This is a genomic window from Streptomyces roseochromogenus subsp. oscitans DS 12.976, assembly GCF_000497445.1.
GTDB classification, from domain to species: domain Bacteria; phylum Actinomycetota; class Actinomycetes; order Streptomycetales; family Streptomycetaceae; genus Streptomyces; species Streptomyces oscitans.
This window is the reverse complement of sequence record NZ_CM002285.1, coordinates 4,070,806-4,091,382: the sequence shown is the minus strand read 5'-3', so window position 1 is coordinate 4,091,382 and position 20,577 is coordinate 4,070,806. Positions and strand designations below refer to the sequence as shown.

20 protein-coding genes are annotated in these 20,577 nt (G+C 72.1%); 9 read left to right on the top strand and 11 right to left on the bottom strand.

The genetic code is table 11. The annotated features are described in order from the left end of the window. Nucleotides 1–102 precede the first annotated feature (102 nt). Nucleotides 103–708: a GTP cyclohydrolase I FolE gene (folE, locus tag M878_RS67405; protein WP_023547703.1), complete on the top strand. Its 606-nt coding sequence runs from the start codon at nucleotides 103–105 to the stop codon at nucleotides 706–708. Between the two features lie 69 nt (nucleotides 709–777). Here the strand turns inward: folE and M878_RS67400 are convergent, their stop codons facing one another. The 6 genes from M878_RS67400 to M878_RS67375 form a co-directional block, all read right to left on the bottom strand. Continuing rightward, nucleotides 778–1,266 carry a DUF3180 domain-containing protein gene (locus M878_RS67400; RefSeq protein ID WP_023547702.1) on the bottom strand — a complete coding sequence of 163 codons (489 nt, stop codon included), beginning with the start codon at nucleotides 1,264–1,266 and terminating at the stop codon, nucleotides 778–780. A 71-nt stretch (nucleotides 1,267–1,337) separates the two neighbouring features. Then, a complete protein-coding gene (gene folK / locus M878_RS67395; RefSeq protein WP_023547701.1) occupies nucleotides 1,338–1,949 on the bottom strand; it encodes a 2-amino-4-hydroxy-6-hydroxymethyldihydropteridine diphosphokinase in 612 nt (203 codons plus the stop codon). After that, complete coding sequence (folB, locus tag M878_RS67390; protein WP_023547700.1) at nucleotides 1,946–2,305, bottom strand: dihydroneopterin aldolase; 360 nt, start codon at nucleotides 2,303–2,305, stop codon at nucleotides 1,946–1,948. Before folB ends, folK begins: the two co-directional genes overlap by 4 nt. A 248-nt stretch (nucleotides 2,306–2,553) precedes the next feature. Next, a complete protein-coding gene (locus M878_RS67385; RefSeq protein ID WP_023547699.1) occupies nucleotides 2,554–3,087 on the bottom strand; it encodes a nuclear transport factor 2 family protein in 534 nt (177 codons plus the stop codon). Further along, nucleotides 3,084–4,088 carry a dihydropteroate synthase gene (folP, locus tag M878_RS67380; RefSeq protein ID WP_023547698.1) on the bottom strand — a complete coding sequence of 335 codons (1,005 nt, stop codon included), beginning with the start codon at nucleotides 4,086–4,088 and terminating at the stop codon, nucleotides 3,084–3,086. Before folP ends, M878_RS67385 begins: the two co-directional genes overlap by 4 nt. A 144-nt stretch (nucleotides 4,089–4,232) precedes the next feature. Then, the gene (locus M878_RS67375) at nucleotides 4,233–6,047 is read right to left on the bottom strand and encodes a phosphatidylglycerol lysyltransferase domain-containing protein (RefSeq protein ID WP_023547697.1); all 1,815 of its coding nucleotides are present in this window, start codon (nucleotides 6,045–6,047) and stop codon (nucleotides 4,233–4,235) included. Nucleotides 6,048–6,273: 226 nt separating this feature from the next. On the opposite strand from M878_RS67375, the gene M878_RS67370 reads away from it, so the two are divergent. Next, nucleotides 6,274–7,401, top strand: a complete 1,128-nt coding sequence (locus tag M878_RS67370; protein WP_023547696.1) for an alpha/beta hydrolase — start codon at nucleotides 6,274–6,276, stop codon at nucleotides 7,399–7,401. A 97-nt stretch (nucleotides 7,402–7,498) separates the two neighbouring features. Continuing rightward, a complete protein-coding gene (locus tag M878_RS67365; RefSeq protein ID WP_031225168.1) occupies nucleotides 7,499–8,983 on the top strand; it encodes a hypothetical protein in 1,485 nt (494 codons plus the stop codon). A 56-nt stretch (nucleotides 8,984–9,039) separates the two neighbouring features. On the opposite strand, the gene M878_RS67360 is transcribed toward M878_RS67365, so the two are convergent. After that, nucleotides 9,040–10,374, bottom strand: coding sequence for a PH domain-containing protein (locus M878_RS67360; RefSeq protein WP_167345824.1), 1,335 nt, complete (start codon nucleotides 10,372–10,374; stop codon nucleotides 9,040–9,042). 131 nt (nucleotides 10,375–10,505) lie between these two features. Then, nucleotides 10,506–11,009: a PH domain-containing protein gene (locus tag M878_RS67355; protein ID WP_031225167.1), complete on the bottom strand. Its 504-nt coding sequence runs from the start codon at nucleotides 11,007–11,009 to the stop codon at nucleotides 10,506–10,508. A 31-nt stretch (nucleotides 11,010–11,040) separates the two neighbouring features. On the opposite strand from M878_RS67355, the gene M878_RS67350 reads away from it, so the two are divergent. After that, complete coding sequence (locus M878_RS67350) at nucleotides 11,041–12,192, top strand: NADH-quinone oxidoreductase subunit D (protein ID WP_023547692.1); 1,152 nt, start codon at nucleotides 11,041–11,043, stop codon at nucleotides 12,190–12,192. A gap of 23 nt (nucleotides 12,193–12,215) precedes the next feature. On the opposite strand, the gene M878_RS98370 is transcribed toward M878_RS67350, so the two are convergent. Next, nucleotides 12,216–13,436: an SAM-dependent methyltransferase gene (locus M878_RS98370; protein WP_051430250.1), complete on the bottom strand. Its 1,221-nt coding sequence runs from the start codon at nucleotides 13,434–13,436 to the stop codon at nucleotides 12,216–12,218. A gap of 217 nt (nucleotides 13,437–13,653) precedes the next feature. Here M878_RS98370 and M878_RS67345 point away from each other — a divergent pair, with 217 nt between their 5' ends. After that, nucleotides 13,654–14,859 (top strand): sensor histidine kinase, encoded by a 1,206-nt coding sequence (locus tag M878_RS67345; RefSeq protein WP_023547690.1) that lies wholly within the window; start codon nucleotides 13,654–13,656, stop codon nucleotides 14,857–14,859. 80 nt (nucleotides 14,860–14,939) lie between these two features. Continuing rightward, nucleotides 14,940–15,611, top strand: coding sequence for a response regulator (locus M878_RS67340; RefSeq protein ID WP_023547689.1), 672 nt, complete (start codon nucleotides 14,940–14,942; stop codon nucleotides 15,609–15,611). 258 nt (nucleotides 15,612–15,869) lie between these two features. On the opposite strand, the gene M878_RS67335 is transcribed toward M878_RS67340, so the two are convergent. Further along, nucleotides 15,870–17,012, bottom strand: coding sequence for a DUF5937 family protein (locus M878_RS67335; protein WP_023547688.1), 1,143 nt, complete (start codon nucleotides 17,010–17,012; stop codon nucleotides 15,870–15,872). A gap of 193 nt (nucleotides 17,013–17,205) precedes the next feature. Here M878_RS67335 and M878_RS67330 point away from each other — a divergent pair, with 193 nt between their 5' ends. Next, nucleotides 17,206–17,412 carry a hypothetical protein gene (locus M878_RS67330; protein WP_023547687.1) on the top strand — a complete coding sequence of 69 codons (207 nt, stop codon included), beginning with the start codon at nucleotides 17,206–17,208 and terminating at the stop codon, nucleotides 17,410–17,412. 117 nt (nucleotides 17,413–17,529) lie between these two features. Here the strand turns inward: M878_RS67330 and M878_RS67325 are convergent, their stop codons facing one another. Further along, on the bottom strand, nucleotides 17,530–18,708 hold the full coding sequence (locus M878_RS67325) for a threonine aldolase family protein (protein WP_031225165.1): 1,179 nt from the start codon (nucleotides 18,706–18,708) through the stop codon (nucleotides 17,530–17,532). Between the two features lie 232 nt (nucleotides 18,709–18,940). Between M878_RS67325 and M878_RS67320 the strand changes: the two genes are divergently transcribed. Then, nucleotides 18,941–19,903 (top strand): Rossmann-like and DUF2520 domain-containing protein, encoded by a 963-nt coding sequence (locus M878_RS67320; RefSeq protein WP_023547685.1) that lies wholly within the window; start codon nucleotides 18,941–18,943, stop codon nucleotides 19,901–19,903. Beyond that, on the top strand, nucleotides 19,900–20,577 hold a 678-nt coding region (panC, locus tag M878_RS67315; RefSeq protein WP_023547684.1), incomplete at its 3' end, for a pantoate--beta-alanine ligase. The genes M878_RS67320 and panC, both read left to right, overlap by 4 nt.

Here is a 20,577-nt window from a genome sequence, read left to right as displayed (position 1 = left end):
GCCGCGTCCGCCAGGTTTTAGCCTGGGGGCGCGGCGTTCTTATGTCCGCAACATGAACATGTGGCTGCCGCCACGTGTGAAGGCTCAGGAACGAGGAACCAGATGACCGACCCCGTGACGCTGGACGGTGAGGGCCGCATCGGCGAGTTCGACGAGAAGCGCGCCGAGAACGCCGTACGCGAGCTGCTGATCGCGGTCGGCGAGGACCCGGACCGCGAAGGCCTGCGGGAGACCCCGGCTCGGGTGGCACGGGCGTACAAGGAGATCTTCGCGGGCTTGTGGCAGAAGCCCGAGGACGTCCTGACGACGACGTTCGACCTGGGGCACGACGAGATGGTCCTGGTGAAGGACATCGAGGTGTACAGCACCTGTGAACATCATCTGGTGCCGTTCCGGGGAGTCGCGCACGTCGGCTACATCCCGTCGACGACCGGAAAGATCACCGGCCTGTCCAAGCTGGCCCGGCTCGTGGACGTCTTCGCGCGCCGCCCCCAGGTGCAGGAACGTCTCACGACGCAGATCGCCGACTCCCTGATGACGATCCTGGAGCCGCGAGGCGTGATCGTGGTCATCGAGTGCGAGCACATGTGCATGTCCATGCGCGGTATCCGCAAGCCGGGGGCGAAGACCATAACGTCCGCTGTCCGTGGTCAGCTGCGGAACGTGGCCACACGGAATGAGGCGATGAGCCTCATCATGGCGCGCTGACCCTTGGACGCCCACATCGGCGCTGATGCCTAGGCTCACGCCGCCGAGGTCTTCGCCCCGGGCCGGTGGTCATGCCACCGGCTCTGCCCCCGGGGGGTTCTGGTCGTCGTCCTCCGGGAGCCTGCACACCCGTTCCAGGAACAGTGCCGCCGCTATCACGCCGACGCCTGCCAGGACCGAGAAGCCGGCGTAGAGGGCCTGGTCGCGGCGGGTCGGGATGTCGAGCAGCTCCAGCAGGAAGACGCCCGTGCCGCCGTACATGCCGGCGACGAGGGCGGCGACCAGGGCGCTGGCCTGGCCGAAGACGACCGCGCGGGCGGCCATCAGCGGGTCGACGCCCTTCGCACCGGGGCGGCGCTCGCGCTGGGCCTTGAGACGGGCGCGCAGCGACAGCGCCGTCGAGAGCAGGACCACCGCGATCAGGGCGAGCACGACGGGCGCGGCCAGGGGGACGCTGGGGAGGGTCCCGATCGAGTTCCAGAGGCGGGCGCCCGCCCAGGACAGGATCCCGGCCACGACGAACACGCCCGCCAGCACCCTGATGCGCAGCTCTCTCACGGTGTCCCTTCAGCTCCCCCGGACCGGTCCGGACTGCGGTCGTGTCGACCTTGTCGTCTTGACCTTAACGACTACTCGGGCAGTCGGAGTTCCAGGTCCTCGCGGGGTTCGACGCCCGCGCGGGTGATGGCCGACAGCAGTTCGGCCACCGGGCCGCGGCCGGGCAGCTGGGCCTGCGGGTCCACGTCGTGCCAGGGCGCGAGCACGAAGGCGCGTTCGTGGGCGCGCGGGTGGGGCAGGGTGAGCTGAGGGTCGTCGGAGGTGACGTCCGCGTAGGCGACGATGTCGACGTCCAGGGTGCGCGGGCCCCAGTGCTCGTCGCGGACCCGCTTGAAGGCCTCTTCGACGGCGTGCGCCCGCTCCAGCAGGGAGGCGGGGGGCAAAGTGGTCTTCAGGATCACCACCGCGTTGAAGTACGACGGCTGGCTGCCGGGCTCGACGCCCCACGGCTCCGTCTCGTACACCGGGGAGACCGCTTTGACGCGCACGCCTGGAGTGTCCTCGAGCGCGTCGACGGCGCCCTGGAGGGTCTCCAGGCGGTTGCCGAGGTTGGAGCCGATGGAGATCACGGCCCATTTGGGGTTCTGCAGGGTCGTGTCGGCGGCGTCGACCTGCTCGACGACCGAGGCGGGCACCGGCTGGACGGTCGGGTCGCTGTGACCCTGGAGGAAAGGTCGGGTCATACTCGGCTCCGGGTGATGGTGACGGTCACATCATCGAAGGGGACGGTGATCGGCGCGTCCGGCTTGTGGACGCAGACTTCGACCTCCTGGACCCCTTCGTGCTTCAGACAGGTCTGGGCGATTCGCTCGGCGAGGGTCTCGATGAGGTCGACCGGCTCGCCCGCGACCACGGCCGCGACCTCCTCGGCCACGATGCCGTAGTGCACGGTCTTCGCCAGGTCGTCGTCGGCCGCGGCCGGCCGGGTGTCCAGCCCCAGGACGAGGTCGACGATGAAGGTCTGGCCCTCCTCGCGCTCCTTGGGGAACACACCGTGGTGCCCGCGGGCCCTGAGGCCGCGCAGCGCGACACGATCCACGCGAATCACTCCTGCAATCGTCGGGAATGACCGGCCCGTACCGCGTGCGGGCGGCACACCGGCTTCAGACGAATCTACCTGCGGGCACTGACAAAGCCGGGCTGCGGGGCGCGGGCCCGGACCGGGATCACGAGGGTTCATCTCGTGTTTCCCCGGGAAAACCCGGCCCTGTCATGGGCTGGTAGCGGCTCATACCCAGGGGTAGGTGATTCCAACCACTTCTTGCTCCCTGTGCGGGGTCCACCGGCTCAGGCGAGGGGATCGTCGTCCGGATTCACGCCGTCGACGGCGCTCTCGCCGTCCTCGTCGTCACTCTCCGCCAGGACGGGGGAGGCGTGGTGCGACCAGAGCTTCCAGCCGGAGGGCGTGCGCCGGAACACGTTCGTGGCGACGACGAGCTGCCCGACCAGCGGTCCCAGTTCCGCGCCGTCCTTCGGGGCGGGGCCACCGCTGAGGATGTTCTCGGTGCAGGTCACGAGCGCGGTGTCGCCGGTCACGGAGACGTGCACATCGGTGAGGAAGAACTGGATGTAGTCGGTGTTGGCCATGATCAGGGCATACGACCTGAGGACCTCGCCGCGGCCGGTGAGCACTGGCCAGCCGGGGTGGACGCAGGAGATCACGCCGGTGTCCGCCGGGTCGTGGTACTCCTCGTCCACGCCCAGGTCGGCGGGGGTGAGCCAGAGCGAGGACAGCTCCTCGAAGTCACCGCGTTCCATCGCCTCGTAGAAGGCGGTGTTGGCGGCCTCCACCTGTTCGACGTCGGTATGAGGGGCGCTCACCGGGGTCCTTCCGCCCCGCGCTCACCACCGGCACCGGGCGCGCGCCCGTCGCCGCGCGCCTCTTGCTCGCTCTCGGTGCCCGGCGTGTGCTCCGCGTCCCGCGCCCCGCGCTCACCTGCAGCGCCCAGCGCTGAACCTGCCGTACGCGCCTCCTCCACGGCGCGCGCGACCCGTACCGCGTCCGCGGTGGCGCGCACCTCGTGCACGCGCACCGCCCACGCGCCGGAGTGCGCCGCGAGTGCGGAGACGGCGGCCGTGGCTGCGTCGCGCTCCCGGGCCGGCGGGGGCGCCCCGTCCGGGCCGGCGAGGACGCGGCCGAGGAACCGCTTGCGGGAGGCGGCCACGAGCAGGGGGTAGCCGAGGGCGCGCAGACGGTGGAGGTGGGCGAGGAGGATGAGGTCGTGCTCGGCCTCCTTGGAGAAGCCGAGGCCGGGGTCGACGACGATGCGGTCGGGGGCGATGCCGCCCGCAAGAACAGCCTCCACACGCGCGTGCAGTTCGTCCACGACTTCGGCGACGACGTCCTCGTAGTCGCCCTTGACGTTGTCGCCCTGGAGGAAGCCGCGCCAGTGCATGACGACGAACGGGGCGCCCGCGGCGGCGACCGCCGGGATCATCGCGGGGTCGGCGAGGCCGCCGCTGACGTCGTTGACGAGGGCGGCACCGGCCGCGAGGGACTGTTCGGCGACGGAGGCGCGCACGGTGTCGACGGAGACGACGACGCCCTCGGAGGCGAGGCCGCGGACGACCGGGACGACCCGGCGGAGCTCCTCGTCCTCGTCCACGCGGGTGGCGCCGGGGCGGGTGGACTCGCCGCCGACGTCGACCAGGTCGGCGCCCTCGGACACGAGGTCCAGGCCGCGCTTCACGGCGGCGGTCGTGTCGAACCAGCGGCCGCCGTCGGAGAAGGAGTCGGGGGTCACGTTGACCACACCCATGACCGCGCACCGGTCCCAAGCCGGAAGGCCGGCCACCTGGCCGCGCCCGCTGTGGTTGTTCATACGTTCAGCGTAGGCCCAGCGGGGCACCGGGAATGCGCGGCGGCCCGGGCGGAGACCCCGTGCTGGAGGGGGTGGGACGCCCGCCCGGGCCGGTCCTCGGTCGCACCGCTCGCTTCCGTGGTGCTCAGGGTCGCCGTGCGGCGCTCAAGCCGCGCGCACGTCCCGTTCCGCCACGGAGTGCGCGCAGGGGCGCTCGGCGGTCGCCCTGCGCCGGCGCAGGAAGCGCGGGAGCGGAAGCGCGAGGTCGACGAAGCCCTCCGCCTGCATGGTGGCGAAGCCGATGCGGGGCAGGTCGGTCGTGGCACGGTAGACCATGAACCGGGGTTCCCAGCGCGGCTGGAACTTGGCGTTGAACTTGTACAGCGACTCGATCTGGAACCAGCGCGAGAGGAACACCAGCAGCCCGCGCCAGGCACGCAGCACCGGACCGGCGCCGATCTTCTCCCCGCGCGCGAGGGCGGAGCGGAACATCGCGAAGTTCAGCGAGATCCGGGCGATGCCGAACTTCGGCGCGGCCTGCAGGGCGGCGACGATCAGCAGTTCGTTCATGCCGGGGTCGGCGCTGCGGTCGCGGCGCATCAGGTCCAGCGAGACGCCGTCCTTGCCCCAGGGCACGAAGTGCAGGACCGCCTTCAGGTCGCCGTACTCGCCGGGCTCGTCGTCCTGCTTGTGGGCGGTGGCGATCAGGCAGTCGCCGTCGGCGGGATCGCCGACGCGGCCGAGTGCCATGGAGAAGCCGCGCTCGGTGTCGGTGCCGCGCCAGTCCTCCGCGGCCCGCCGGATCCGGTCCAGCTCGGCCTCACCGAGGTCACGGATGCGCCGTACTCGGGTTTCGTAGCCGGCTCGCTCGATGCGCTTGACCATCTGTCGCACGTTGCGCATCGCGCGTCCGGCGAGCGAGAAATCCGCGACGTCCACCACCGCCTCGTCCCCCAGTTCCAGGGCGTCCAGGCCGGTCTCGCGGGTCCACACCTCGCCGCCCGTCTCCGAGCAGCCCACGACGGCCGGGGTCCAGGAGTGGGCCTTGGCCTCGTCCATGAAGCGCTCGATGGCGCCGGGCCAGGCCTCGACATCACCGATCGGGTCGCCGCTGGCGAGCATCACGCCGGAGATGACCCGGTAGGTGACCGCGGCCTTGCCGCTGGGCGAGAAGACGACCGCCTTGTCGCGGCGCAGCGCGAAGTGGCCGAGGGAGTCGCGGCCGCCGTGCTTCTCCAGCAGGGCCCGCAGCCGGGACTCGTCCTCCTCGGTGAGGCGCGCCGCCGGGTGCTCGGGGCGGAACGCCAGGTAGATGGTGGTGACAGCGGTGATCCAGCCGAGGGCGCCGAGCGAGAAGGCGACGGTCCAGGACGTATTGCCCTGGTAGTCGACCGGACCCTCGAAGCCGAACAGGCCGTAGACGACGTGTGTCAGCCGGTCTGCCAGGCTCGGGTCGCCGATCGTCCGGTGCGGGTGGACGCTGACGATCACGAGTCCGAGGACGAGGGAACCGGCGCTCATGAGTACGAAGTTGGTAAGAGCGCGCCACCTGCTGCGTGGGTCCGGCAGGGCCGCGAACTGGTCACGATGGAGCAGCAGCGGCACGAGCAGAGCGACCGCGATCAGCACGCCGACGATCGAGTGCCGGTACGCGAACTGCGCCGCCGCACCCGCCGGCAGCAGCGCGACCGCGGCCCGCCACGCTCGGCGCTTGCGCCGTTTGAGCCCGTGCGCGAGCAGCAGCAACAGCACACCGGCACTGACCGAGAGCGCCGCGGCGAAGGGCCCGAACGAGCCCGGCAGCACCTCCGCGATAGCGTGCATACGGCTGTGACGGAAGCGTGGGAACACACCCGCGGCAATGTCCAGGACGCCCACGAGGGCGGCCGCCCTGCCGACGAGGACGGGAACGGCCTCGGGGCGCGGGCCGCGCAGTATGCGCCGTGCCCGGCTGGATCGGCTCGGAACCCCGCCCGACATTTCCCCATCTATCCTGACAGACATCGCATCCCGTAGTTCTGCGAGAGACCTTGAACCCGGGCCCGAACGGGCATCCGGCGACATTGCGCCCTCTAGGACGGTGTCTCGGGGAGAGAGGTTCACTCCCCGCCGGAAAGTCGGGTCAAAGGTCAAGGAAAGCCCCGGGCAAGCCCTCGCAACGACGCGTGGGCTGTGCCGGGCGGAAAGCGCAGGCAGGAAGTAGCCCATGGGTCTCACGAGCAATAAGGTGCTGGTGCTGGCGGTCATCGCCGCCGCCGTTCTGTTCGCCGCCACGGTGTGGCTTTGGCCACGCCTGGCACGGCAGAGCTGGCGCGCAGTCAGCGGACGGATCGGGCTGTTGCTCGCCACGCAGCTGGTGATCTTCGGCTCCGTGGGCCTCGCCGCCAACCAGACCTTCGGGTTCTACGCCAGCTGGGCCGACCTGTTCGGCCAGGAGAACGGCCAGGGGGTGGTCGTCGACCACATAGCCGGCGGCGGCGGCAACAGCCCCATACAGGTGGTCTCCACATCCCGGGTCATCGGTGTGAGCAGCGCGCTGCCGCAGGTGGCCGGGCAGGTCCAGAAGGTCGACATCATCGGCCGTACGACCCACATCGCCACGCCGGCGTTCGTGTACCTGCCTCCGGAGTACTTCCAGCCGCAGAACCACGCGCGCAAGTTCCCGGTGTCCGTCGTCCTCACCGGTTACCCCGGTACGGCTCAGGCGCTGGTGGACAAGCTGCACTACCCCAGTACGGCGCAGCAGCTGTCCAAGCAGGGCAAGATGCAGCCGATGATCCTGGTGATGATGCGGCCGACCGTGGCGCCGCCGCGGGACACCGAGTGCGTCGACGTTCCCGGTGGCCCGCAGGCCGAGACCTTCTTCGCAAAGGACCTGCGCGACTCGGTGATGGCCCACTACCGGGTCGACAAGACCCCCGCCAGCTGGGGCATCGTCGGCGACTCGACCGGCGGGTACTGCGCTCTGAAGATCGCCATGCACCACCCGGGTTCGTACGCGGCCGCCGCGGGCCTTTCGCCCTACTACAAGGCGCCGATCGACCCCACCACCGGGGATCTCTTCCACGGCAACAAGAACCTGCAGAATCGTGCCGACCTCTTCTGGACGATCAAGAATCTGACCCCGCCCGAGACGTCGCTGCTGGTCACCAGCAGCAAGGTCGGTGAGCACAATTACAAGGACACGCTCAAATTCATCAAGAGCGTGCAGGACACGAACGTGACCAGGATTTCGTCGATCATCCTTCCGAGCGGCGGGCACAACTTCAACACCTGGAAGCGGGAGATCCCCAGCACGCTCCAGTGGCTCAGCACCCGGTTGGTCGCCCACTGAACCCCTCTGGGCCTGACACCCCGTAAAACCGGTGATGTGGCCGTGTTTTTACGGGGCGGGGGCCCACGATTCGCCTACGCGCGGTAAGTTTCTGGCCATGCCACGTGGACGCCATCGCCATTCCCCACCTCTGCACCGGCTGTTGCCTGCCTCGGCGATCGCCGGTGTCTCCGTCGTCTGCGCGCTGGGTCCCTGGGTGTTCTCCGAGGCCATGGTGCTGCGCGCCCTGGCCGGTGCGGCCGCCGCGACGGCGGTCGTCGGCGCGGTCGTGATGCGCCGCTGGGACACGCAGGCGGGCAAGCGGGTCGCCGAGCTCACACGCGCGCGTGCCGGCGACGAATGGCGGTACGAGGAACGGGTCGCCGAACTGGAGACCGACCTGGAGGAGTCGCGCGAACTGCGCACGAAGCTCGAGCAGCGGCTGCGCGCCAAGCGCACGGAGCTGGCGGGCCTGCGCAACGAGCACGCGGCCCTGCTGCGCCGGTACGCCACCGCGGAGACCGAGCGCGCGAGCGCCCTGGAGGGACGTCGCCTGCTGGAGATCGAGGCGGCCGTACCGTCGTCCTCGCCCGCGCTGCCGCCCGCGCGTCGCCCCGCACCGGAACCGCTCGGGACGGAGGCGGCGGACGAGGCCACCGAGGCAGCAGGTGAGGCCGGGGTGGACGCCGGGGGCGAGCCGACGGCGCAGGCCGTGTTCTCGCCCGAGGGCGCACGGCTGTACCGGAGCGCCCTGACGGCTCTGGCGCGTTTCGACGGCGAGGCCGGCGAGGCCCCGTCCGAGTCCGTGCCGGAAGCCGCGGAGGCGGTGGCTCCCGAGGGCGACGAGGCTTCCAAGGCTCCGGGTTCCGAGGCTGTGGTTCCTGGAGGTACGGCTCCGGAGGCGGTGGCTCCCGAGGTATGTGCCGATGCCGAAGTCGACGAGGCTGTGGCCGATGCGGGCGCTGTCCCGGCGGGCAAGGCCGATGTCCGCAGGTCTGATGCGGCTACGGCCGATTCCGCCCGTTCGGAGGGCACTTCGGAGGGCACTGCGGAAGCCGCGCGAGACGTCGCCGCAGAGGGCACCGAGACAGGCGCCGGAAAAAGCGCCGGCAAAGGCGCGGTCGAAGGTGTGACGGACGGTGCCGGCGGTCCTCGGAGCGATGCCGGTGCGCCGGCCGCGAAGGAGGACGAGGCGCAGGGGCAGCCCCTGGCGGCCGACGGGCACACGCGCGCGGCCGCCACACCCACGGTCCCGGCCGAGCCCGTCAAGCCCGTGGGCCGGCCGCCCGCCGGGCACTTCACGGTGCCGACCGCGGTGGCCGTCGTACCGGCCGCGCCCGCGCGGCGGCCGATGGTCGAGGGCGGTTTCGACTTCTTCGGCACCCAGAAGGGCGCACCGAAGGCCGCGCTGGACTCCGTGCAGAACGAGGATCTCGCCGACGTCGTGGGCCCGGAGGCCCTCGCTGTGCACAAGGCCGAGGCCGAGGCCGAGTTCAAGCCCGCCGGTGCGCAGGAGGACGGCGTCAGCCAGGTCATCGACCTGACCGCGCACGACGAGACCGAGCAGATCGACGTCCAGGGGCTGCGCAGCGCGGCTTCCTGAGCTCTCACCAGGCAGGCACGAGGCCCGGCTTCCCGCACAGGGAGCCGGGCCTCGTGTCATCCCGAGGTCATCCAGCGGTCGGGGCGGGCGTCCCTGCGGCCCGTACGGGACCTCTCCGCCTGGGCGTGCAGGAGCCGCGCGGCCTCCTGGGCGTCCCGCAGGCAGGCCTTCACGGTCTTGTCCGCCCCCGTGTCCACATGGACGTCCGCGAGGCGCCAGAGGCGCTGCCAGGGACCCTGGCTCAGCCGAACGCTCTGCACCTTGGCGTGCGGGACCAGCGAGAGCCTGCGACGCAGCAGGCCGTGCCGGGCGGCGAACACCGTGTCGGTGACCGCGAGGCCGTGCCCGCGCCACCACACCGGCACGCACCAGCGGGCCCGCCGCGGCGGCCGCGCCTGCTCCTGCGGCACGGTCACGCCGTGCAGCACGCGTGCGACGACCGACTCGGCGATCGGGCGCGGGGCGACCGGCACCAGCACCGAGTTGGCGGACCCGGCCACGTCCAGTTCCACCCGCACCCAGCCGAGCCGCCGCCACAGCAGCGGCTCCACGAACCGCACGGTCTGCACCCGGCCGGGCGGGACCGTCTCGTGCGTACGGTCGAGCAGCCCGTGGTCGATGCGCAGTCCGTCCGGTGACTCGCTCACCTTCCAGTCGAACTCGCCGGCGAACCGTCCCGCGCTGCTCGCGCCGGCCGCGCCGAACAGCGGGAGGGCCGTGGCGAGGACCGACCACAGGTTGTGGGTGGTGAGCCAGAGCACGGTCGGTACGACGAGCGCGGCGCACAGCGAGCCCCAAGTGGCGCCCGTCAGCACCAAGGAGAGCGCCAGTGCGCGTGGGGGCACGCGCATGAGCTCGTGCGCCGGCGCCTCACCGACTTCACGCGCCGTCTCGGGCGCGAAACCCGCGGCGCGCGCGAGCAGCTCCGCGCGGAGGGCGCGTGCCTCCCGCTCGCCCAGGAATGCGAGTTCGTCCTTGTCGTCCGTACCCACGACGTCGATCCGCAGCTTCGCCACGCCCGCCACGCGCGCGAGGAGCGGACGGGAGACGTCCACGGCCTGGATGCGCTCCAGCCGGATGTGCGCGGTGCGCCGGAACAACAGGCCGGTCCGGATGCGCAGTTCGGTGTCGGTGACCGCGTAGTGCGTGAACCACCAGGACAGGAAACCGTAGAGGCCGGCCACCGGTACCAGCACCGCGAGCCCGAGCAGCAGCATGGTGGTGGTCAGCCGCGCCAGCTGCTGCTGCGCTCCGTCCGGGTCGTGCACGGCCCATCCGGCGAGTACGGCGATCGGCGCCCACGCCCGCCGGAAGGGCGTGACGGGATGCAGCCGGCGCTCGCTGACGGCCGCGCGCCCCTCAGTACCCTCCGCACTCCCAGCGCCCGCTATGCCCTCCGCGCCCCCGGCGCCCGCCACGGCCGCTGTGGCGTCTGCGCCGCTCACGCGGTTCGTGGTGCCTATGCAGGCTGTGCTGTCTGCGTGGGTTGCGGCGCGCGGGATGTCGCCGTGGTCCCGGGTTGTCACAGGCCCGCCGATCGCGCCTCGCCCAGCTCGGTGAGCCGGTCGCGCAGCCGTTCCGCCTCGGCCGGGTCCAGGCCGGGGATGGTGGCGTCGGTCGCGGCGGCCGCCGTGTGCAGCTGCACGGTCGCCAGCCCGAAGCGCCGCTCGATGGGCCCGGAGGTGACCTCCACCAGCTGCATCCGCCCGTACGGCACCACCGTCTCCTCACGCCACAGGACACCGCGGCTGATCAGCAGGTCGTCCGCGCGCTCGGCGTACCGCCACGAGCGCCAGTTGCGTCCCAGCAGCCTCCAGCACCAGGCGGCGAAGGCCAGTGGCAGCAGCGCGAAGGCCGCCCACACAGGGCCCACGAGCAGGCCCAGCAGCAGAGCGGTGGCGACCGCGAGCACCGCCGCCCACAGGACCATGAGCAGCCGGCGCACCCGCACCAGAGCGGGCTGCAGCCCCCGCCACACGAGCTCGTCCCCCGGTATCCCGGTCTCCTCCGGGCTCCCCGTTTCCATGGGCCCAGCGTACGTAGGGGAAACTGGGGCCATGACTCCTACGACGGAGACCACGGTCGGGATCGGCGGTGCTGCAGAGAGCACCGACATGGTGCTCAATATCGGGCCCCAGCATCCGTCCACGCACGGCGTGCTGCGGCTCAGGCTCGTGCTGGACGGGGAGCGCATCGTGCGCGCGGAGCCGGTGATCGGCTATATGCACCGCGGCGCCGAGAAGCTCTTCGAGGCGCGCGACTACCGGCAGATCATCGTGCTCGCCAACCGCCACGACTGGCTGTCGGCGTTCTCGAACGAGCTGGGTGTGGTCCTCGCCGTGGAGCGGATGCTCGGCATGGAGGTGCCCGAGCGCGCGGTGTGGACGCGCACGTTGCTCGCCGAGCTGAACCGCGTCCTGAACCATCTGATGTTCCTCGGCTCCTACCCGCTGGAGCTGGGCGGCATCACCCCGGTGTTCTATGCGTTCCGCGAGCGCGAAGTGCTCCAGAACGTCATGGAGGAGGTCTCCGGCGGCCGTATGCACTACATGTTCAACCGCGTCGGCGGCCTCAAGGAGGACCTGCCGGCCGGCTGGACCGCACGCGCGCGTGCCGCCGTCGCCGACGTGCGCTCGCGCATGGACGTCTTCGACGACCTGGTGCTCGGCAACGAGATCTTCCGGGGGCGCACGCGCGGAGTCGGCGCGATGACGCCGGAGACCGTGCACGCCTACGGCGTGAGCGGGCCCATCGCGCGCGCCTCGGGCGTCGACTTCGACCTGCGCCGTGACGAGCCGTACCTGGCGTACGGCGATCTCCAGGACACCCTGAAGGTCGTCACCCGGAGCGAGGGCGACTGCCTCGCCCGCTTCGAGGTGCTCCTGGAGCAGACCCACAACGCGCTCGACCTCGCCGACGCCTGCTTGGACCGGCTCGCCGAACTGCCGCCCGGGCCGATCAACCAGCGGCTGCCGAAGGTGCTGAAGGCCCCTGAGGGGCACACGTACGCGTGGACCGAGAACCCGCTCGGCATCAACGGCTACTACCTGGTCAGCAAGGGCGAGAAGACGCCGTACCGGCTGAAGCTGCGCTCCGCGTCGTACAACAACATCCAGGCGCTGACCGAACTGCTGCCGGGGACACTGGTGGCGGACATGGTGGCGATCCTGGGCTCGATGTTCTTCGTGGTCGGCGACATCGACAAATAGGGCGGCCCCGGAAGCCGACTGGCTCAGGCGAGCGGGTCCGGAATTCCAACCGGCTGGACCAGCCAGCCGAAGTCGCCGAGACCGCCCGGGGCGGTGAGTTCGGCGGCTTCGCCGGCGCTCGCGAGGGCGCGCACGTAGGCGGAGGGGTCCGTGGAGGCCAGCGCGAGCGGGGGGCGTGCGCCGGTGATGTCCAGGGCGCGCAGAGCAGCGCGTTGCGTGAGAAGGCGTGCGGGAGGCAGCGTGCGCGCTGTGCCGTGGGGAGGCTGCGGCGCGCCAGAGGGCGTGCACGCCGGATTCTGCGCTGCCCCTGAGGTTGTGCGCGCCCCCCTATGCGGCGTGCGAGCCCTGCCGGACGCCGGGCCGGACGCGTCAGAGGGGATGTGCGTCGTGTTCTGCAGATCGCGCGCCGTATCCCCGAGCCTGCGCGCCGTGTCGAGAGTCGTGCGCGCTGCGTCCCAGGGCGCGCACGAGCGCATGTGCGCCGTGGGGGCCGCCGCGCACGCGTCCAGTGCGACATGCGCCGTGATGTCGCACGACCCGTCCGGCACGGGCGCCGTCTCGCGCCCCTCCCTGAAGCCGGTGAGCGTCCCGAACGGGGGACGCGTGTCGACGGTGTGCGCGTAGTCCACGGCCACCGCGAGCCCGCGCGCCACCCGGTCCACCGCCGACGCCCACGCCAGGTCCCGGGGCAGCCCGATCTCCGCGCGCAGCCCCTCCTCGGCCGGCAGCGGCCACCACCGGGCGAGCCACTCCGCCTCCGCGCCGGTCACCGGCTCCCCGAGCTGCTCGGTGCCGTCGTCGGCGACGAGCACCAGCCGGGGCACGCCCGCGGGGCCGGCCTCGGCGACGTCCACGGGCACGTTGTCCAGCCACTCGTTGGCGAACAGCAGCCCTGTGACGGCGGCTGGGGGCGTGTCCTGCCAGGTGATCCGTTCGTCCAGTCCGGCCGGGCGGTCGGCGAGTTCGACGGCGTACGCGCGCGTGCGGGCGGACACGTCGGCGGGCAGGGCGGCCAGGACTCCGGTGACCAGCTCGCCGCGCCCCGCGCCCATGTCGACGAAGTCCAGTGCCGAGGGTCGTCCCAGCGCCTCGTCGACCCGGCACAGCAGCCGGGCCACGGCCTGCGCGAACAGCGGGGAGGCGTGCACGGACGTACGGAAGTGGGCGGCCGGGCCCTCCGGGCGGCGGTAGAAACCGCCGGGCCCGTACAGCGCCGCCTCGGTCGCTTCACGCCAGCCGCGCAGACCCGTACCGTCACGCCGGCCGGGTCGGGCGCGTGCGTCGTGCCCGGTGCCCCTGGTGCGTCCGGGCGGTTCAGCTTCCGGTGCCGTCTCATCCGTCACCGGAACAGACTAGGCCCACAGATGATCACTCCCTCCACCTTGCGGAGTATGCGTGCCGGGTGGGGATCGGCCCTCCGGTTGACCCCTGCACGCACCCGGTTTCCCTACTCTGGGTTACGTGCAGCGCCTCTATGACTTCCTCCGCCGCCACCCGACCTGGGTCGACACCTTCTGGGCCGTCACCCTGCTCGGGCTGTCCGGCCTGAGCGTGGTCAATCTGAACGGGGCGCCGGGGCACCACGGATCGGCCGTCGCGGCGATGACCGTGTCTGTCGTCCTGTGCGTCGTCGTCGCGCTGCGCCGCCGTTACCCGGAGCCGATGCTGCTGGTCGCGTGCGCGACCGGGCTGGCCCAGCTGGTCCTGGACGTGGGGACGACCCTCGCCGACTTCGCGATGCTGGTGATCACGTACACCGTCGCCGCGGTCGGTTCCCGCTGGGCCTCGCGGCTCGCCCTCGCCGTCAGCCTCGTCGCGGCGACCGTCGCGCAGATCCGCTGGCCGACGCCGCACTCCAGCTTCGCCGGGCAGATCGCCATCGCGGTCTTCCAGACGGTGCCCTTCGCGCTCGCCTGGGTGCTCGGTGACTCCATGCGTACCCGGCGTGCCTACTTCGCTCAGCTGGAGGAGCGCGCGGCTCGTCTGGAGAAGGAGCGCGAGGCGCAGTCGAAGGTTGCGGTGGCCGCCGAACGCGCCCGGATCGCGCGCGAGCTGCACGACGTCGTCGCGCACAACGTGTCGGTGATGGTGGTGCAGGCCGACGGCGCCGCCTACGTCCTCGACACCGCCCCCGACCAGGCCAAGAAGGCCCTGGAGACGATCTCCTCCACCGGCCGTCAGGCACTCGCAGAGATGCGCCGCCTGCTGGGCGTGCTGCGTACCGGCGAGCACCAGGAGAGCGGGGAGTACGTCCCCCAGCCCGACGTCGAGCAGATCGACGACCTCATCGAGAAGTGCCGCAGCTCCGGCCTCCCCGTCGACTTCAAGGTCGAGGGCACTCCGCGCCCGCTGCCCAGCGGTGTGGAGCTGACCGCGTACCGGATCGTGCAGGAGGCGCTGACCAACACCCGCAAGCACGGCGGACCCAACGCGGGCGCGAGCGTGCGGCTGGTCTACTTCGACGACGGGCTCGGCCTGCTCGTCGAGGACGACGGCAAGGGCGCCCCGCACGAGCTGTACGAGGAGGGCGGCGCGGACGGCCAGGGGCACGGCCTGATCGGTATGCGCGAGCGGGTCGGTATGGTCGGCGGCACGCTGGACGCCGGCCCGCGTCCGGGCGGAGGATTCCGCATCAGCGCCCTGCTCCCGCTCAAACCGGCGCACTGACGCGGTCGTACGCCCCCTGCTGACACCTGTCACACCCTCGTCCTGAAGCACCACCGCCCATCCCCGACGAAAGAGGCCCGATGACGATCCGCGTGATGCTCGTCGACGACCAGGTGCTGCTGCGCACCGGGTTCCGGATGGTGCTCGCCGCCCAGCCGGACATGGAGGTCGTCGCGGAGGCGGGCGACGGGGTCGAGGCTCTGCAGGTGCTGCGATCCGCGGCCGTCGACGTCGTCCTGATGGACGTCCGTATGCCGAAGCTGGACGGCGTGGAGACCACCCGGCGGATCTGCGCCGAGCCCAACCCGCCCAAGGTGCTGATCCTGACCACGTTCGACCTGGACGAGTACGCCTTCTCCGGGCTGAAGGCGGGCGCCTCCGGCTTCATGCTCAAGGATGTGCCGCCCGGTGACCTGCTGGCCGCGATCCGCGCGGTGCACAGCGGCGACGCGGTCGTGGCGCCCTCCACCACCCGGCGCCTGCTGGACCGCTTCGCGCCGATGCTGCCCTCCGCCGGCAAGGAGCCGCAGCACAAGGAGCTGGAGCGGCTCACCGACCGGGAGCGCGAGGTGATGGTGCTGGTCGCGCAAGGCTTGTCCAACGGCGAGATCGCGGCCCGGCTGGTGCTGAGCGAGGCGACGGTGAAGACCCACGTGGGCCGCATCCTGACCAAGCTCGGTCTGCGCGACCGGGTGCAGGTGGTGGTGCTGGCCTACGAGACGGGCCTGGTCCGCGCGGGCGGCCACGGCTGAGACCGGCCACGGCGAGGAGCCCTCGCTGCCCCTCGTCGACGACTGAGGCTGACTCGGCGAGACACCGCCGCAGGCCCCGTAGCCACGGCTGCCCAGGCCCTCCGAGGCATCAGCGCAGGCGCCCTCGCAGCCCTACGGCTGCCCTGGCCCCTCCGAGGCGTCAGCGCAGGCTCAGCTGCCGGGGCCGAGGCCTGCCGCAGCGAGGTGCCGGCGCACCCCTCCGCCATCACAGCCAAGCCCCGCCCCGGCAAGGCCCCCTCAGCGCAGGACGCCCTCGATGAAGTCGCTGCCCAGTCGGGCCACCGCCGGCAGGTCCAGCTGGTGCTGGACGTAGCGGCCGCGGCGGCAGTTGGTGATCAAGCCCGCTTTCTTCAGGACCGCGAGGTGCCGGGATATCTCCGGTGCCGACATGCCGTGTGCCTCGGCGAGTTCGCTCGTGGTGTGCGGGGCGCGGGCCAGATGGCGGCACAGCCGCATCCGCACCGGGTGGGCCAGCGCTTCCATGCGGCGGGTGAGCTGCTCCACGGACGGGGCCTGCGGGCGGGAGCCGCTCGCGGGATAGGAGATCGACGGCTGCCAGCCGAACCGGTGCAGGACCAGGAGATGCGGCCAGCCGAGGCTGGTCGGCATCAGGACCAGGCCGCCGTCGCCCGTGGCGGTGCGGCCCACCGAGAGCTTGTCGATGGTGATGAGCGCGGCTTCCTCGTCCAGCGAGACGGCCTGGGAGAGGGACGCGAGGGCTTCGGCGAGACCCGCGCGGCGCAGCAGCTCGGTCTTGTGCCGGGCGTCCGCGGCGAGCTGCGGCTGGACCCGGGCCCAGGTGTCGGCGAAGAACGCCTCGTCGCAGTCGAGCATCAGCTGCCGGAACCAGGCGCGGACCGCCGGCGGGTCCTCCAGCAGCCGGTGCGTGAACCGCTCCTGTACGGCACCGCGCGCGGCGGCCAGTTCCAGGGAGCGGCGGCGCAGCTCGGGGTCGCCCAGCGGGCCGGGGGCCTCGACGTCGTAGCGCAGCCGGCAGGAGAACTCCAGGGCGGCGCTGACGAATTGGTCGTCCGTCAGTTTGTCCAGCAGGTCCAGGTCCTCCGCGAGCGTGGCGCCGGGGAGCGTGCGGCCGCCGGGTATGCCCGCGAACGGGGCGAAGACGTCCGAGAACGTCGTACGCCACAGGAAGTCCGCCTCGCACAGCCGGTCGGCCAGGCAGGGGTCCAGCCGGGACGAGACGGCGGTCGCCCAGCCCTGGAGGCCGGGGTGGTGACCGGGCTCGCTGAGGGCGTGCAGGGCCATCCCCAGTTCCGCCAGCGGGGAGGGCACGACGGACACCCTCCCCCACCTCTCGGCCTCGCTCGAGCCGGGGGCACCCCCACCGGCGGCGAGTCCGGTGATGTCGATGGTCACGCTCATGCCCTCCATCGTGCACCCGGCCACTGACAGCGGTGCCGTGGATTGACGGCAGTCGTCAATCCACGGGACAGCCGCCCTGGTCGCGAGCAGTCTGGAGGCACCGGGGCAGCCGCGGAGCCCGAACGGTCACCGAGTGGTCGGTGGCCAGACCTGCCAGTCCTCGTCCCGAGACCTTCCGAGAAGGCGATCCGCCATGAGCATCACCCAGCAGTACCTCCTCGACAGCTACCGCGCCCGCGTACTCGGCGAGCCGGAGCCGCCCGCGCCCGGCCGGCACGACGCCGACGTGGTCCGCGCAGTACGCGACTACCGGCGTTTCAACGCGGTCATCACCGAGCGCCCGGCGCGGGGGCGCGTGCGCTACGCCCTGCGCCGGTGGCTGCACCCGCGCGCGCTGTGATCAGCCACCTTCGCCTTCTGCGATCAGCTGCCCCCGCCCTCTGTGATCACCCATGCTCGGCCCTCTGCGATCGCCCGCGCTCGGCCCTCTGCGATCACGCACCCGCGCGCCCTGTGATCACGGCGCGGGCAGTCGGTCCACGAAGTCGGCCACGGCCGCGCGTACGTCGTCGGCCGTCCACTCCAGGCCCGCCGTGCCGACGGTGACCTCGGTGAACGCCAGGTCCGGTCCGCCGCGGTCCCAGGCGCGTCCGAACAGTCCCACCGAGGTCTCCTCCACCTGCCGTACCGCGGCCTCGGCCAGCATGTCGGGGTCGTACGGCAGCCAGACCCGGAACTCGTGCGTGTGCGGCACCTCCGGGTGGACGCGTGCCCAGGGCAGCCCGGCCGCGGCGAATCCCTCGCGCAGCGCGGCGGCCACCACGCGCGCGTGCCGCACATAGTCCGGCAGCCGGGGCAGCTCCGTCTCCAGCCCGGCGAGCGCCGCCAGCACCGTCGGGAACTGCTGGAAGACCATTCCGCCGTACCGGTGCCGCCAGGTCTTCGCCTCCTCGACCAGGGTCTTCGGGCCGGCGAGCGCGGCGCCGCCGAAGCCGCCGAGGGACTTGTAGAACGACACGTAGACGGTGTCGGCGAGGCCGGCGATCTCGTCCAGGGGGCGGCCGAAGTGCTCGGTGGTCTCCCACAGGCGCGCGCCGTCGAAGTGCACCACCGCGTCGCGCTCCCGCGCCGCCTCCACGACCTCGGTCAGCTCCTCCCACGTGGGCAGCAGAAATCCGGCGTCCCGGAGCGGCAGTTCCAGCATCAGCGTGCCGAAGGGCTCGTCGAAGTCGCGTATCTCCGCGGCCGTGGGCAGCCGGGGCTCGCTCGTCACGCGTACCGAGCGCAGGCCGCTGACCTGGCTGAACGCATTCCGTTCATGCACTTCCGGGTGGGCGAGGGGATGCAGGGCGACCGTGGGGTCGCCGGTGCGGGCCGCCCAGCAGCGCAGCGCCACCTGCTGGGCCATCGTGCCGGTCGGGAAGAAGGCGGCGGCCTCCGTGCCGAGCAGGCCGGCGACCCGCTCCTCCAGGGCTGCCACGATCCGGTCGCCGTACATGTCCGCCCGCTCGTCCAGGTCGTGGACCTGCGGAGCCGTCTGCGCCAGCCACTCCAGCCGTTCCCGGATCGTGGCCTCGAAGGCGGGCCGCCACAGCACGCGGCGCGCCACCCGCAGAGCGGCCAGGCGCCGCTCGTACATCGATCGTTTCTCGTCCTGCTGTTCCGCCTGTTCCGCCTGTTCCGCCGTGTCGCTCATGCGCGCGATCATGCCCTGTCCCGGCCGGGCGGGGCACTGAGATTTCCGCGCGGCCGGTTGGCGCGGAGGGTTGGCGCGGAGGCACGGGAATTCCCGCGCGCCTCGGCGGTGCGGCGGCGTGGTGAAACCCACAGCCTGTGGACGACCGATCCGCACCGGACCGAGATAGCGTTAACATGACGAGAAATCGTCCGGTACCCAGAGCGGACTGGAACGGGAAGGCCGCCGTCGCGTGAGTACAGTCCACCAGCCAGACATCAAGGACCGCCCCGCGCGGCTCACCGTCGGCGTCGTCGGCGCCGGCCGCGTGGGCCCCGCGCTCGCCGCGTCCCTCCAGCTCGCCGGACACCGCCCGGTGGCCGTCTCCGGCGTCTCCGACGCCTCCCGCAGGCGCGCCGAGACCATGCTCCCGGACGTGCCGCTGGTGCCGCCCGCCGAGGTCCTGACCCGCGCCGACCTGGTGCTGCTCACCGTCCCCGACGACGTCCTGCCCGGCCTGGTCGGCGGCCTCGTCGAGACCGGCGCCGTACGGCCGGGACAGCTGCTCGTGCACACCTCCGGCCGCTACGGCGCGGGGGTCCTCGATCCGGCCACGCGCGTGGGCGCGCTGCCGCTGGCCCTGCACCCGGCGATGACCTTCACCGGCACCCCCGTGGACGTCCAGCGCCTCGCCGGCTGCTCCTTCGGTGTCACCGCGCCCGAGGAGCTGCGCCTGGCCGCCGAGGCCCTCGTGATCGAGATGGGCGGCGAACCGGAGTGGATCAGCGAGCAGAACCGCCCGCTCTACCACGCGGCCCTCGCACTCGGCGCCAACCATCTGGTGACCCTGGTCGCCCAGTCCATGGAGCTGCTGCGCACGGCGGGCGTCGAAGCGCCCGGCCGGATGCTCGGCCCGCTGCTCGGCGCAGCCCTGGACAACGCGCTGCGCTCGGGCGACACGGCGCTCACCGGGCCCGTCGCGCGCGGGGACGCCGGCACGGTCGCCGCGCACATCACCGAGCTGCGCAAGCACGCCCCGCAGACCGTCGCGGGCTATGTCGCGATGGCCCGCGCGACCGCCGACCGGGCGCTCGCGCACGGCCTGCTGAAGCCCGAACTCGCCGAGGACCTGCTCGGCGTGCTGGCCGACGGCGCCGGCGGCACGAACGGCGGCGGCACGAACGGCACTCACGGCACCGAGGGGAACGACCGATGACCACCGTCCTGCTGAGCACCGCCGACGAGCTGCACGCGCGCGTGCGGAGCGGCCGCCGCGCCGTCGTGATGACCATGGGCGCCCTGCACGAGGGCCACGCCACCCTGATCCGCTCCGCGCGGGAGATCGCCGGCCCCGAGGGCGAGGTCGTCGTCACCGTCTTCGTCAACCCGCTGCAGTTCGGCGCGGGCGAGGACCTGGACCGCTATCCGCGCACCCTCGAAGCCGACCTGAAGATCGCCGAACAGGCCGGTGCGGACGCGGTGTTCGCGCCCTCCGTGGACGAGGTCTACCCCGGCGGCGACCCTCAGGTCCGCATCACCGCGGGCCCCATGGGCGAGCGCCTGGAGGGCGGCTCGCGGCCCGGCCACTTCGACGGCATGCTCACCGTCGTCGCCAAGCTGCTGCACCTCACGCGTCCCGACGTGGCCCTGTTCGGGCAGAAGGACGCCCAGCAGCTGGCCCTGATCCGGCGCATGGTGCGGGACCTGAACTTCGGCATCGAGATCGTCGCCGTACCGACCGTGCGCGAGGCGGACGGGCTCGCCCTGTCCAGCCGCAACCGCTATCTCTCCCCGGAGGAGCGGCTGACCGCGCTCGCCTTGTCCCGCGCGCTGTTCGCCGGCCGTGACCGACACGCCGCGCAGGAGGCGCTGCGCGCGCGTGCCCGCGAA